Raw genomic sequence first — 14,925 nt, forward strand, 5'->3', positions numbered from 1 at the left:
GGCATGAGGACGACTCAACGTCTGATCGTGGCCGCCGGAGCGCTCGTCGCGGCGTTCGCGCTCGCTCTGGCCGGGGCATCCGCGGCGGTGGCACACGTCACGGTATCGTCGTCGAACGCGGTCTCCGGCGGGTGGGCGACGCTCACCTTCAGCGTCCCGGTGGAATCGGCGACGGCGAACACGACGGAACTGGCGGTGCAGCTGCCCGCGAGCACGCCGTTCAGCTCCGTGCTCGCGCGTCCCGTTCCTGGGTGGACCGCCACGCTCACCAGCACCAAGCTCGCCAAGCCGCTGAAGGACGACGACGGAAACGCCATCACCTCCGCAGTCACCCGAGTCACGTGGACCGCCACAGACGGCGGCCTGAAGCCGGGCGAGTTCGGACAGTTCGCGCTGTCAGTTGGGCCGTTGCCCGCGCCGGGCACGCTCTACCTGCCCGCCGTCCAGACGTATTCGGACGGCACGACGGTGGAGTGGTCGCAACGGGCGCAGGGCGGTGCAGAGCCGGAGCATCCCGCTCCGAGCGTCGTGGTCGTCGCTGCTTCGTCGGCAGAGGCGACGACCACGGCGCAGCCCAAGGCGGCCGCAGCCGACCTGTCCGTCTCGGCAGCAACATCGTCGACGAGTGCGGGCGGGTGGCTGATCGCACTCGCGATCGCTGCGCTCGTTGTGGCGCTCGCGTCCTCCGGAATCGCCGCAGCAGCCTTGGCGCGTTCACGCCGATGAGCGTTCGTGTGCGTCTCGTCGCTGTCGTCGGCGCCGTGCTGGCCCTCGTCCTCGTGGCGTGGCCGGTCGGCGCCGCCCCGGCGAGCGCACACGCGACGGTAGTGGGCACGGCACCGCAGAACGGCGCCGAGGTGAAGGAGTCGCCGACGAGCATCCGCGTCACGTTCGACGAGAGCGTGACGATGCCCCCGCAGGGCGACACCGCGGCCGTGGTCGATGCGGCAGGCAGGCGAGTGGATGCCGGCGCTCAGGTGCTCGAGAAGAACCGCACGGTCCTCGTGATCCCGCTCCGGAACTCCCTCCCGAAGGGCACCTACATCGCCAGCTGGTCCGTCGTCTCTGCGGATTCGCATCCCGTCGGCGGCTCGCTCCAGTTCGGCGTGCGAACCCCCGCGATCGCCGCTGCCGCCCCTGCGGTCCACCAGCCGAGCGCCGGCCTCGCTCTGACGGCAGGCGTCGTCAAGGGCGCCGTGTATCTCGGATTCGTCGTCGGCCTCGGACTGCTGCCGGCGGCATCCCTTTTCGGCGCTCGTCGCAGGGTGGCCGGACTCGCCAGGGCGGGGCTGGCGTTCGCGATCGTCGCATCCCTCGCGCAGCTCGTGGTGCAGTACCTGTGGGACACGTCGGGCGGTGCCACAGGCGCGGTCGGAGCAGGTGGTGGCGCGGGGGCGGGTCGTGCCGCCGGCATCGGCGGCCTCGCGGGCGGCGAGCAGCTCTGGGCCGGACTCATCCCGTTCCTCGGCTCGTCGTATGCCGTCGCCGTCGGCGTCCGACTGCTCGGGCTGGCGCTGGCCGTTGCCGTCCTGCCCGGAACGCGCGTGTTCGGGCGCCCGCTCGCCCTGCAGACCGCGATCTTCGCCGCAGCGGGGGTGGTCGCGATCGGTGCGCTCGTCGTCGACGGGCACGGCGCGTCCTCGTGGCTGCAGTTCGTTTCGACGGCGCTGCACGCCACCGCCGCCATCGCCTGGCTCGGCGGTCTCGTGATGTTGGGCTGGCTGCTGCTGCGCAGACGCCTCACCGCCGCCCGGCTGCAGCGTCTGCCGGCCTGGTCTCTCTACGCCGGAGCGTGCGTGCTCGTGCTGGTGATCAGCGGCGTGCTGCAATCCGTGATCCAGGTGCGGTATCCGGCCGCTCTGCTGACGACGACGTACGGCATCCTGCTGCTCGCCAAGCTCGTCCTGGTGGGGGTCGTGCTGGTCCTGGCCGCGCGGAACCGTGCGTGGGTGCGGCGCACCGTGCGGGAGAGCGTCGGCGTCGCAGCCTCGACCGCGGTCGCGACGTTCGGCAGCGGCATCCGTCGCACTGTCCCGTCTGCGGTCGCGGAAAACGGCAGCGAAACGCAGTCCGCGGCGGCGCAGACGCCGAGCGGAATCTCCGCCGTCGTGGCGGAGGGAGCCGTCGCCACGCTGGCCGCCGAGCCCGTGCGCGAGGACCACGGCCGACCGGCCCCCGGGCAGACCGCCGCGCTGCGTCGACGGGTGCGCTGGGAGGCGGCGATCGGCGGTGTCGTGGTCATCGTGTCCGGCGTGCTGTCGTCCATCACGCCTGCCGAGGCGGCATACGCCCCCGTCGTGGCGCAGCAGCGCACCATCGGTCCCTACACGGTGACCTTCGACGGCGGCCCGGCTCGGCGAGGTCAGCAGTCCTTCCGCGTCACGGTCGTGGGGGCCGATGACTCGACACCGCTGCCGCAACGCGTCGAACTGCAGCTCAGCGAGGCGTCCGGTCCGGTGAAGGCTCTGCCGGTGTCGTTCCCGTTCCGCGTTGCAGGGGTGAACCATCCGGGCACGGCCACGCCGATCGACTTCGCGAGCGCGACGGTCACGCTTCCGCGATCCGGCAGCTGGGTGGCGACCCTCACCGTCGTCGCCGACGCCTTCGACCAGTACACGGCCGAGCTGGACTATCCGGTGCAATGAGCCCGACACCACCCAGGAGACACACGTGACCCGCTACGAAGCCCTGGCCGATGCGATCGGCGGCACCCCGCTCATCCGACTGAACCGCTTGACGGCCGGTCTGCGGCCTGCCGTGTACGTGAAGCTCGAGAGCGCCAACCCGGCGGGCAGTGTGAAGGACAGGGCGGCACTGTGGATGCTCCGCGCGGCAGAAGCCGACGGCTCGCTTCAGCCGGGCGGCATCGTTGTGGAGACCACGTCGGGCAACACCGGTATCGGCCTCGCGGCCTTCGCCGCACACCTCGGATACCGCTCCGTCATCTTCACCAGCTCAGCTGTCTCTGCTGAGAAGCGCGCGCTGCTCACCGCCTACGGCGCGGAGGTGCGGCTCGTCGACAGCTTCGTGCCGAGGGACCATCCCGACAGCCTGCGCTCGCATGCCCAGCGTTTCGTGGCCGAGACGCCCGGCGCCTGGCTCGCCGATCAGTACGACAACCCTGCCAACCCCGACGCGCACCTCGCCAGCACCGGTCCCGAGCTCTGGGACGACACCGAGGGACGGATCACGCACCTCGTCGCCACGGTCGGCACCGGCGGCACGATCTCCGGCACGGGACGCTACCTCAAACAGGTGAGCGAGGGGCGCGTGACGGTCGTCGGCGCGGATCCCTTCACCTCGTCGTACTCCGGCGGCGACGGCAGCCAGAAGTACATCGAAGGCGCGGGGCACGTCGTGCATCCGGACGCCGACCAGGATGCCTGGCCGTCCAGCCTCGACACGGGCGTGATCGACAGGTATGTCGCCGTCGACGACCGCACCGCCATCGAGGCCATCCGGCGCCTGGCGGAGGAAGAGGGGATCCTGGCCGGCGGATCCAGCGGGATCGCGCTTGCCGCAGCCCTCGACGTCGCCGCCGAGCTCGACGAGGACGACGTGGTGGCCGTCATCCTGCCGGACTCCGGTCGCGCCTACCTCTCCACCTATTTCAACGACGATTGGCTCGTCGCCAACGGCTTCAGCGAGCCCGCGACCGCGCTGACGACGGTTCGAGAAGTGCTGCCGGAAGGCACTCCGCTGTACCTGGTGAACAAGGACGTCTCGCTGAACGAGGCGACGGCAGCGCTCGATGCTGCGGGAGCGGATCCCGACGATCCTGTTGTCGTCGTCTACGCACGCGAGAGGGAGCTCGCGCCGCATCCGTCCGAGGTCGTCGGCTGGACCACGCCCGCGGTGCTCGACGCCCTGGCGCGGGAAGCCGAGCGGACGGATCTGCTCGCGGAGGCGCGACCCACCGTCGGAGACGTGGCGTATCCGGTGCACGCCAGGGTCGGCATCGGGCTGACGCCGTTCGCCGCGCTGGAGGCCGCGCGGGCCGCGGACCCGGTGTGGAGCGCGGCACTCGTGCTGCAGGACGGACGGGTCGCGGCGCTCGTCGCCCGCGCAGACCTGGAGCGTGCGGTCGAGGAGGACGGGCATCCGATGCAAGCGGTGATCGACGGATTCGTGGAGATGCTGCTCTGACCCACGTCACTGTCGGCACCGTGACACCCGTGGGCCCCACGACACCCTGTCGGCACCGTGACACCCGTTGGCCCGGTGACACCCGTTGGCACCGCGACACCCCTGGTGAGTGTGCATAAAACGCGCTTCCCCGGTCGACGAAGAGCGTTCTCTGCACACTCGGCGGGGTGCCGACGGGGTGCCCAGCGGGACGTCGGCCGGACGCCGACGGAGATCGACGGGCGTGCGGACGCGACACAGGTCGGATGCGGGTCGAATGCCGAGCGTCGTAACGCGGCGACTCGTACGGGGGCCTCACCGAAACCCCCGATTACAGTCGAATCCATCGTTTCCGACCCATCCAGAGCCTGAGAGCCTCACCGTGAGCCAGCTGTCCATCCATCCCATCGCCCGACTGCGTTCCGAGCGCAGCAGCATCAAGTGGCGCCGCTACGCGCCCGACGTGCTGCCGCTGTTCGTCGCGGAGATGGACTTCGAGCCGTCGGAGGCGATCGTGGATGCGGTCTCGCGCGCGCTGGCATCCGGCGACACCGGTTACCTGGATGGACCGGGTCCGCTCGCGCCGGCGTTCGCCGAGTTCGCAAAGCGTTCGTGGGGTTGGCACGTGCGCCCGGATTGGATCCACCTCGCCACCGACGTCACCGTCGGTCTCGTCGAGACCCTGCGCCTGCTGGTCCCGCCGGTCGGCGCCCGCGTGGTGCTCACTCCGCCCGTGTACGCCCCCTTCTACGAGATGGTGGGCGAGGTGCAGGGAAGCGTGGTCGAGGTGCCGCTGGTGGAGGCATCCGGATGGACGCTCGACCTCGAACGCCTCGAGCATGTCTTCGCCGAAGGCGTCGACGCCATGCTGCTGTGCAACCCGCAGAACCCGACAGGACGATGTCACTCTCGCCAGTCGCTCGAGGCGCTGGCCGAGCTCGCAGCGCGATACGACGTGCCGATCCTGAGCGACGAGGTGCACGCGCCGCTGAGCCATCCGGATGCGGTCTTCACCCCGTTCGGACCCCTCGCCGAGGCCGCAGGCGTCGAGAGCGTCACGGTCACCAGCGCCAGCAAGGCGTGGAATCTGGCCGCACTGAAGTGCGCGTGGATCGTCGCGGCCGGACAGACTGCGGCCGACGACCTGACGAGGCTTCCCGAGGAGGTCGCGGCGCGCACGAGCATCCTCGGGCTGCACGCGAGCATCGCAGCCTTCGACGACACCGAGTGGCGGGATGCCGCCCTCGCCCAGATCACCGCCAACGTCGACCTGCTGGCCAGGGAGCTCGAGGAATGGGTTCCGGAGGCCCGGCTTGTGCGCCCCGACGCCGGGTACCTGCTCTGGCTGGATCTGCGGGATGCTGGCCTCGGCGATGACCCAGCCGCAGTGCTCCGGGATGTGGGACGCGTCGCCTTCAACTCCGGCCCGACCTTCGGAACGGGCGGCGCCGGATTCGTGCGCGTCAACGTGGCGTGCGATCCGTCCACGATCGTGGAGGCGGTGCAGCGCATCGCGTCGGTCGTGCGCGCGCAGCGGCCGTTGGAGGCGATTGCGGCCGTCTGAGCGCGGTCGGTGTTCTGCGCTTGGTCGTCCGTGGCAAGGGTCGGAACACGTCGGCGTTCACAATTCAGGAACGCCTCCCGCGACGAGACGGCCCGGTCCCGTGATTCAGCGGTTCGGGTCGCGAATGCGCACCGGCTTTCCTGATTTATGAACCGCGGTTCGCCGTCATGCACCGTGGCTGGGGTTGAGATAGGGGCTCAGGGCAGCTCTGCGGTGCCGCATTCACGGTGACGTTCAGACGTCGGCAGCGTCCAGCCCGCGCTCGAGGTCCTCGATGATGTCGCGCGCGCTCTCCAACCCGATGGACAGCCGGATCAGCCCGGGCGTGATGCCGGCCTCCAGCCGTTCCTGCTCGGTGAGCTTGAGGTGGATCGTCGATCCCAGATGGATGGCCAGCGTGCGCACATCGCCGATGTGCGTCATGGGCGAGATCAGCTGCAGGGAATCGATGAAGCGGCGCGCGGCATCCCGTCCGCCCTTCAGGTCGATGGAGACGATCGACCCTGCCCCGAGCGGCAGGTAGCGGTCGGCGAGCTCGCGGTACGGGCTGGATGCCAGCCCCGGATAGAACACGGTCGTCACCTCCGGCCGACCCTCCAGCCACTCGGCGACGCGCTGCGCGTTGGCGACGTGGCGTTCCATCCGCAGCGACAGCGTCTCGATGCCGGCCAACAGCAGGAACGTGCTCGTCGGCGGCACCGTCGGGCCGTACTCGAGCACCACCACGGTGCGCAGGTAGGCGCCGAACGCGGCATCCCCGAACCGGTCAACGAACGAGCGGATGCCTTCCCGCGGCGCCTCCGCCAGCTGCGGGAACCGCCCGCTCGCCGCCCAGTCGAACCGCCCGCCGTCGACGACCGCGCCGCCGATGACCGCGCCGTGGCCGGCGAGCCACTTCGAGGTCGAATGGATGACGACATCCGCCCCGTGCTCGATCGGACGCTCCAGAAAGGGCGTCGGCACCGTGTTGTCGACGAGCACCGGCACGCCGTGCGCGTGTGCAACGCGGGCCAGCCGCTCGATGTCGACGACCTGCCCGAGCGGATTCGGCAGGCTCTCCGTGTACAGCGCCTTCGTGGTCGGACGGATGCGCGCCGCCCACTCCTCGTCGCTCGCCTCATCCGGCACGTACTCCGCCTCGATGCCCTGGCGCTTCAGGATCCCGCGGAACATCTCGTTCGTGCCCTCGTACAGCGACCGCGTGACCAGCACGTGATCGCCGACACCGGCGAGCGCCGAGATCGCGACAGCGATCGCCGCCTGCCCGCTCGCGACGACGATGCCGTCGACGCCTCCCTCGAGGTCTGCGATCCGCTGTCCGGCGACATGGTTCGTCGGGTTCTCGTTGCGCGAATACGCGCGTCCTCCCCGCCCCGCGAAGCGGTCCTCACCGTCGTCGAAGCTGTCGAACACGTAACCGGCGGTCTGGTAGATCGGGGTCACCCTGGCGTTGGTCTGCGCGTCGATGACGCTCCCCGCGTGGATCTGGCGGGTTTCGAAGTCGGGGCGGCGGGTGGCGGTGTCGAGGTGGTGCTCGTCGGACATGCGTACACCCTATTCAGCGATGGGCGGGGGCGGCGCATTGGGTGACCTGGGGTGACGTGGGGGCGTGTCCGCGCATCGCACCTGCGTCAGCGCCCGCCCGGCATGAGCCACGCCAGATCATCCGGCCCATCGCCACCGGTATGATCGTGCGTGCACGCGAAGTGGTTGGCGCGTATGTCATCTGCAACGGCGGCCACCTTCTCCTTGATCCCACTGACAAGCTCGGAATTGATGGGATCGTTGGTACTCTTCCCCTGCTCGTCGAGGTTCAGAATCTGGATTCGATCGGCTGCTGCGCCGGTCAACTCCTGATAGCCAAGGGCATAGATCGAGAGCTGATCACGGGTGACATCCTCGTTCTGGGCCCGCGCCGTTGACTTGAAGTCGACAATCGCTGTCTCGTCGGTCTCCAGAGATTTGATCAGGTCGATCCTTCCGTTTACGGAGACACCAGGGGCGATGTCGACTTCGATCTGTTTCTCGGAGTGGATCGTGCGTGTGAGGTCCACACCGTGGAGATCAAAGTAACGCTCTATGGAGTCGACGGCCGCGCGATGCAATTGATCGCGCAGCGCCGGATATGCGTACGGAGTGTGGAGATGACGATCCACAAGTGCTTCAGCTTCCGACCGGCTCGGTACGTCGCCGGCGAGTGCCCGCTTGTGCATCTCGGCGAGTGCGTCGTGCAGACCCTTCCCATAGCCGAGTGCTTCGTGGATCGGTGGATTGAAGCCGTACATGAACCGCAGCTTGAACTGGTACGGGCACTCGAAGAGGTATTTGAGCTCCGAGAACGAGATGGCGATGTTCGGCGTCTCGAGCTTCGGCGTCGGGTCCAGCCGTTGGAGATCCGGGAGGCCTTCATCCGTTGTCGACATCCAGGTCGACGTCGTGCAGTGCAGATAGAACTCGGACGCTCTTCCCTGGCCGCGCTTGTCGCCTGGCGCGTAGGTCACGTAGAGGAACTTCTGGGAACGCGTTGCCGCGACATAGAACAGCCGCGTCTCGTCGGCGATCCCTCCCTTGTAACGTGCTCCATTCGCTACAGCCTCGAGAGCGATGACGTGAGGTATCGCCTGGGTTCCGCCCATACCCCGCATCGGGAATCTGCCCTGGCGGAGGAAGGGGACGAAAACTGCGGGCCACTGGAGACCCTTCGCGCGGTGAACGGTCGAAATGACGACCGCATCTGGACTGACGTAACCGGCGTCCTCGTCGGACTCCTCGTACACGCTCGGCGCCTGATGCGTCAGGAATCCGATGAAGGACTCGTACTTGCGTTCCGGCGCAGACGCGAAGTGGATCGCCTCGAAGTCCGAAATCACTTGGGAGAACTTGCCGAGCTGGTACATGACGAGTTCTCGCCTGCGGGCGTCGCCTGGAATCGTGTCCTCGCGAAGGTCGAGTGTTTCCAGGGCGGAGAGATAGAGGCGCTGGATGTTGTAGGTTCCCCAGCGATCTCCCCGATCGAAGTCGGCGCCCTGGTCCAGCACCCGGACGAGATCTGGCCATCGAGAACTGTCGGATACAAGGTCGGCGCGATCCCAACTCGCCCGAAGGTCAGACTCGCTGATCTCCCCCATCATGTACCGGAACAGATCCGCGCACGCCTGGATTTCTGGGGCATCGAACAGCCGGGCGAGGCCCTTGATGATGAAGGGGATGTTTCGTCGTTTCAGCTCGTCGACCAGGGGGTCGGCGTCTTTCACTGATCGGTAGAGCACGGCGCAGTCGGACCAGGACAGGCCCCGTGGAGTTGCACCGCGCCGGTCAGCGAACGGGAAGCCTTGCAGGTCTTCGATCCGTTGAGCGATCCACTCTGCTTCCTCGTGGGGGTCGCCGAATTGCAGCGCGAGCATGTCGCCGCGTTCCCATTCTTGGTGCGACGCGTAGAGCATTCGTTTCGAGAGTCGTTCGTTCGAATTCAACCGTTCAGCGATCGACCGCCCTAGCTCGACGACACCTTTCGTGGAGCGAAAGTTCTCCGCCAGATCGATCGTGCGCACGTTCGGGTACCGCTGCGCGAACGAGACGATGTTGAAGACTTCAGATCCCCGCCACTGGTAGATCGTCTGGTCATCGTCGCCCACCACGCAGAGATTGGCGCCGAAGTGCACGAGGCACTTGATGAGACGTTCCTGGATCGGATTGACGTCCTGATACTCGTCGACGATCACGTATCGGACACTGTCACGCACGTGATCGCGTAGGGCCTGCTCTGTCGGCGTGAGATCGTTCCTCGTCTCGACGTCAGTGAGGAAATCCACCGCCTGCACCATCATCGACGTGTAGTCGAAGTACCTTCGGCGTTCGAGTAACTCCCGATAGGACGCGAGACTCGATGCCACGACATCGCGCACGAGTGTCGTGTCGACGGCGTCCTCTTGCAGGATGGAAAGCGCCGTTTTGTAGGTGCGCGTGTCGATGAACCGGCGCAGAGGGCTCTCGACGCCGCCCACGAGTTTCGTGCAGGTGGTGAGCCCCGAGTTCTTGCTCTCTCTGTCGATGAGGAGTTGCTGCGTGATGTCGGTCAGCACGCTGTACTTGAAAGTCTCGGGCACGTAGGTCTGCAGCAGATCGAGGCAGAACCCGTGCATCGTGCCGATGTACATTTCGGCAAGACCGATGACCTCGCCGAGCTCGTCGCGCACGACGGAGTGCACTCGCTCCTTCAGCTCGGCAGCAGCCTTCTCGGTGAACGTGAAGGCGATCACGTTGGCCGGTCGGACTCCGGGCTGAGCGAGGATACGCGCGATGCGTTGGGCGAGTACCTGAGTCTTACCGGAACCTGCACACGCGATCAGTTGCAGAGTGCTGTCAACATCGTCGATCGCCTTCTGCTGTGATGGAGTGAACTGCAGAACGCTCATGAGTACTTCGCCCCCAACGACGAGCCGAACAGATCGCTGGCAGTGCCACTCGCGTCTCGCACCGCGTCCCGCACTTCGGGATCGAGCATGTCCAAGACACGGAGTTCCCCAGAGGATCCCGAGGTTCCCAGCGAGTCGACCCGATGGAACGCGTCGCCGTGATGTTCAGCGAAGTCGGCAAGACCCTTCAGCTTCACGATCGAGTCATCGAGGTGAGTGCCGTGCGGGTCGACGATCGACGGTCGGACCACTCCGTTCACCAGTGAGAAGACCACGAAGTCCGGGTGCAACGTACGCCAGTTGCCGATGGTGTCGCGGTATGGGATGCCGAGCGAGTCAGGCCGTGTCACCGACGGATTTCGGTACCACCCGACACAGTCGAGCCGCGCGGCCTCCTTGCGTGCGACGTCCCTCTCCCAGCCGTTGAGCGACGAGAGCGGGAACCATCCGTCCTCGTCGGCCATGATGTGCTTCTCGAGAAGCTCGGCGTCGCGTACTTGCCCTTCGACGGTCTCTGCAAAGTCCTCAAGACGCGAGCGCGGGCGAGTGAGTTGCGTCAGCTGGGGCTCAACCGCCTGAGCGCGGATGTCCTCGTACGCCTCGCGGCGCTCGTCGGCGAGCCCACGGATTGCGACTCGGTAGTCACCAAACCATTCGGACACGATCTCCTTGGCCGCCTTATCGACCTTCTCGCGCACGTTCGGAACCGTTGCGAGCGCGGCGCTCTTGACGAAGGCGGCACGGAGGGCTTCGTCGCTGTCGTCCGTGTCGGGATCCGCGAGAAAGTCCACATATGACTGGGCGACATCCGCCCCGAATGCGCGTTTCGCCTCCTCGAAGGCGACTCGGATGGCGCGGTCGTCCGCACGCTCTGCGAAGTCGGCGTACGACAGTTTATTGGTTCCGAACCGTCCGGAGATGGTCATTCCGCGCACCGTGCGAACTTCGATCTCAGCACTGCGGAGCTGCCCGTCATAGCGCGTCGCCAGGGCTTCAAGCGTGTTGTGCAGCTGCGACTGCACCGATGCGACGGCGCCGGGGCGCAGCGAATCGGCGGCCAGTGCCTGAGCGAGGCTGACGAGCTGCTTAACCGGACGTGACCCTCGCCGCGGCAACACCATGGCGGGCAAGTTGTCCCAGCATTCCCATACCGTCACGGGGATCGCCGCATTCGGCACGAGCTCCCTGCCATCGATGAGCACTTTCTGGCCAGTCTCCGGCATCGAGTCGCTGAGCCCGGTGAGGAACTTCGCGACATTGCCCGCGGTCGTCCTGTCGAAATGCGGCAGGATGCAGTCCACCGCGTTGAGGCGGTCGTCTCCCGGTATGCGTCGCGCAAGCGGTGTTCGCACCATGCGTCCGAGCAGCTGGGTGATGTGCGTATGATCCTTTGCCGGCCTGAAGGAGACCAGCACCTCGGCACGGGGACAGTCCCATCCGGTCGAGATGCCGTCCTTCGCGATCAACACCCGCACGTGTGTTTGTTCCTCGACGCTCTGCGGTTCGATCCAGTCGACATCCCATGAGCCGAAGGTGAGCACTTTGTGATCGCCGAGAACGTGGCGGACGTTCGTTGAGGTGAGGTCGCCGAGCTCGGCCTGAATCGTGTCGAGCCAGAGACCGACCGCGTCGGCGTCCTCCGTGTTCGGGATCTGCAGAACCATCAGCGGCACGACCCGGTCGGCTGAGGTCTCGCCGGGGAGCTGCTTCTGCTGGGCAAGATACGTCGCCCATCGCTTGGCGGAGTCTTTCAATTTGCGAGCCGCGCGGGTCGTGAGCGTGGTCTCGAGATTGCCGCTTTCGGCAGGGATGTCCAGCGCAATGGCGTCTTTGATCAGACCGGACTGCTGCACTCGTGCGGGATCGACAGTGACCGCAGGCAGCGTCGTGCGCCGGTCGACGGCCTCGGCGTCTTTCATCGCATCGGTGAACCGATCGATCGTCGCCGAGATACCCCACACGATCGGCATCGCGATCCCCGTCTTCTCACCGCTTACAAGCTGGCGCACGATCGTCGGCTTGTCCTTCGTGGTCTTCGCGTTGAAGCCACGGTGCGCCTCGTCGAGCACTAGATAGACGGTCAGCTCGTCGTCATCAATCGTGTTCGCGAGTGTCTCCCAGATGTTCCAAGCCAGATCATCTGGTGCAACGAGCGAAAGGTCATCCGAGTCGTCTGCAGCCAAGGCCCGATCCGCTCCGCGGGTGAGAAGTGACGTGCGCGACAGCCGCTGGGTGTTGAGGAAGTACACGTGGCGCGGTTCGAGCGTCGGCATGGCGAAGGGCGGTTTGATCGTGACCAGCCGGTCATACGACAGCTTCTCGGATGCCTGTTCCAAACGTCGCTTCGTCTGCTCGTTTAGGTTCGGATCGTCGGAGAACCAGATCACGACGGCGCCCGGGTCGGGCTCGAATTCGAGCTCGGAGTCGCCGTAGAACAGTGCCTCGATGGCGGCGGCAGCCATGACCGTCTTACCTGCGCCTGTCGTTGCGGTCAAGGCGAACGACGTTTCCACAGGCTGATCTTCTCGGTACCAGCGACGTGCACGACTAAGGTTGTCGAGCGTCTGGATGACGGCATCGCGCTGATAGTCCTTGAGCGTGAATCTCACCGGGCACCCCGCATCGCATCGATCTCGAAGTTGCGCAGGTAGGAGTCGTAAAGGCGCACCGGTTCGACGCCTTCCGGCAACGCTCGAGCGATTGCCTCGAAGAAGCGGCCCTCGTCCGTCACGACGAAAGCGAGCTGGGCATCAGGGTTCGCCACCATCGCCTCGATGAACGCCTCGGTCTTGTCGATGTTGTCGATGACGCCGTAGGTCTCGGCCACGTCCCATCCGTCAGGCAGCGACTCGATCCGACGGCCCTTTGAGCCGGCCCGAAGCCAGAGAAATGGCGCGATCCGCCCAAACTCGCGGTTGGACTGCACCCGCATGGGTGATTCGTACGTGAGTGTGAAGAACTCGACGTTCTCCTCAAACCCGTCGGCCATCGGGAACTCGTCGGTGAACTTGTATTCGCCCTTGATCGGATCGCCGCTCGGTGTTCGGCCAGTGATCGCGGCTTCGATACGCGGCTTCGTGATGTAGTCGCAGATGCCCCACTGTTCCCACTCGGGATCTCCCGGGCGGAGACTGGATGCGCGCAACTTCTTCTGCTCGTCAGCGCTCACCTCATTGTTGGTGATACTGATTGAGCGGCGGTGCCCATCGTCCTGCTTGTTGAGGCGCATGACTGCGTGCGCAGTGGTGCCGGAGCCGGAGAAGAAGTCGACGATGGTCGCTTCAGATTTGTCAAGAACGAAGAAGCGCAGCACATCCTCAACAGCAAAGAGCGATTTTGGAAAAGGAAATCGCCGTTCAATAAGTGCGGAGATGAGATTCGTACCGCCGGTCTCGGCGTTGTGTGACGGCATGTTCCAAACTCGCTTTGGAATGACGCCTTTTGCGGACCTGTATTCGGCTACGACAGAGCCATCCGCTTCGCGTCCGGTGACGGCAATGTCTTCAGATGCGATGGCTGCGACAGTTCCGCTCGGTAGGTACTGCACTGCGAGGTGCATTGTCTCAGGGTCAAATCGACGCGAGCGCAAGTAGCCATCTCGTAAGTATCTGCGTGCAGTCTCAGGAGTTATGCCCCATAAACCCTCGGTTCCATTAGGTAGAAGGGGCCACACAGCGAAGGTGCCCGCCGGAGGGACAACTGAGCGACGATCCACGTTCTTCGCAATTGGATCACCGATGGATTGGATATACCCGGTATCGTCGTCTGCAAAGACCGGGTAGAACTGATTTGGCCGTGCGCCTCGGCGGGCAGTGGGCTCTCGCCGGCGCAGCCCTAACCACATCACCGGCTTACCAATTTGCGCAGATGCAGATCTTGACGCGTCCAGCATGTTTGACTCGCCCAGTCCCACCTCTTGATCTCCGAGCAGAACAACGAAGATGTACTCCTCGACGCGGGAGAATTGACCGAAACGCGCGACACCCTTCGCGCTGATCACCGAGGTGACCATCTCTATGGCGCCCTCGGGAAAGATCTGATCGAGCAGCATCCCAAGTCGCAAGTACTCCTTTTCATCGATAGTGATGATGAGTACTGAGTCATCCGGGTTTAGTAATTCCTTCGCCAATAAGAGTCGCCGCTCCATGAATGCGAGCCACTTCGAGTGGCGGTACATGTCGTCGGCCTCGACGTAGTCGTTGTTGTACTTCCAGTCGCGAGCCCCCGTGTTGTACGGCGGGTCGATGTAGATCGCGTCGACCGCGCCGCGATGTGTGTACAGGAGTGCCTGCAGTGCGTGGTAGTTCTCGGCGTTGATCACAGTGTGGTAGGGCTTTTCGCTGCCCCGTTCGACCTTGCCGGTCGATACCAGACCTGGGTAGATCGGGTCGCGGAACTCCGCGACGGCGACCAGATCGGCGACCTCGGCCGACGTCATTTCGACTTCATTTCGTCCGAAGGTCGCCTCGAGCTCGGCGGAACGAGCATCCGAGGGGCCGGTTAAGGACAGCACTCTCCAGAGTCGCTCATGCTCGTCGCGGGGGGCCTCGCCTCTCGGTGGAAGGATTCGCACCTTCTCGCCAACGCGAATGCGGCGACCGGGCAGCTCGACGATCTCAGGGGTATGGCGCTCGAAGTTGAGGCCGAAGGCGCGTCGCTGTGACAGAAGGTCGATCTCGCGGGATATCTCGTCGCTCAGCTCAGGGTTCGAGACACGCAGTTGCCTGATCAGATCGTGGATGCGTGCCACGGGCATCCCATCGATGAAGTCGACATGCTCAAGAGCGTACAAGTACCCGGGGACATGCACCCTGGCACCAA

At 65.6% G+C, this 14,925-nt stretch carries 8 protein-coding genes; 4 read left to right on the forward strand and 4 right to left on the reverse strand.

Features of this window, described 5'->3' with window-relative positions; all coding sequences use genetic code 11:
* Positions 1-3: 3 nt before the first annotated feature.
* From ACX9R5_RS04485 to ACX9R5_RS04500, 4 genes are all read left to right on the forward strand, one after another.
* Complete coding sequence (locus tag ACX9R5_RS04485) at positions 4-726, forward strand: YcnI family protein (protein WP_459407793.1); 723 nt, start codon at positions 4-6, stop codon at positions 724-726.
* Entirely contained in the window at positions 723-2,645 is a 1,923-nt protein-coding gene (locus ACX9R5_RS04490; protein ID WP_459407794.1) for a copper resistance CopC/CopD family protein, read from the forward strand. The genes ACX9R5_RS04485 and ACX9R5_RS04490 overlap by 4 nt, the downstream gene beginning before the upstream one ends.
* A gap of 25 nt (positions 2,646-2,670) precedes the next feature.
* Complete coding sequence (locus tag ACX9R5_RS04495; protein ID WP_459407795.1) at positions 2,671-4,146, forward strand: PLP-dependent cysteine synthase family protein; 1,476 nt, start codon at positions 2,671-2,673, stop codon at positions 4,144-4,146.
* Positions 4,147-4,507: 361 nt separating this feature from the next.
* Entirely contained in the window at positions 4,508-5,689 is a 1,182-nt protein-coding gene (locus ACX9R5_RS04500) for a MalY/PatB family protein (protein ID WP_459407796.1), read from the forward strand.
* A gap of 234 nt (positions 5,690-5,923) precedes the next feature.
* On the opposite strand, the gene ACX9R5_RS04505 is transcribed toward ACX9R5_RS04500, so the two are convergent.
* From ACX9R5_RS04505 to ACX9R5_RS04520, 4 genes are all read right to left on the reverse strand, one after another.
* Complete coding sequence (locus ACX9R5_RS04505; protein WP_459407797.1) at positions 5,924-7,234, reverse strand: O-acetylhomoserine aminocarboxypropyltransferase/cysteine synthase family protein; 1,311 nt, start codon at positions 7,232-7,234, stop codon at positions 5,924-5,926.
* 86 nt (positions 7,235-7,320) lie between these two features.
* A complete protein-coding gene (locus ACX9R5_RS04510; RefSeq protein ID WP_459407798.1) occupies positions 7,321-10,104 on the reverse strand; it encodes an ATP-dependent helicase in 2,784 nt (927 codons plus the stop codon).
* Entirely contained in the window at positions 10,101-12,713 is a 2,613-nt protein-coding gene (locus ACX9R5_RS04515) for a DEAD/DEAH box helicase (protein WP_459407799.1), read from the reverse strand. The genes ACX9R5_RS04510 and ACX9R5_RS04515 overlap by 4 nt, the downstream gene beginning before the upstream one ends.
* A complete protein-coding gene (locus tag ACX9R5_RS04520) occupies positions 12,710-14,854 on the reverse strand; it encodes a site-specific DNA-methyltransferase (RefSeq protein WP_459407800.1) in 2,145 nt (714 codons plus the stop codon). Before ACX9R5_RS04520 ends, ACX9R5_RS04515 begins: the two co-directional genes overlap by 4 nt.
* Between the last annotated feature and the right edge of the window lie 71 nt (positions 14,855-14,925).

The sequence above is a fragment of the Rathayibacter sp. CAU 1779 genome (assembly GCF_054551755.1).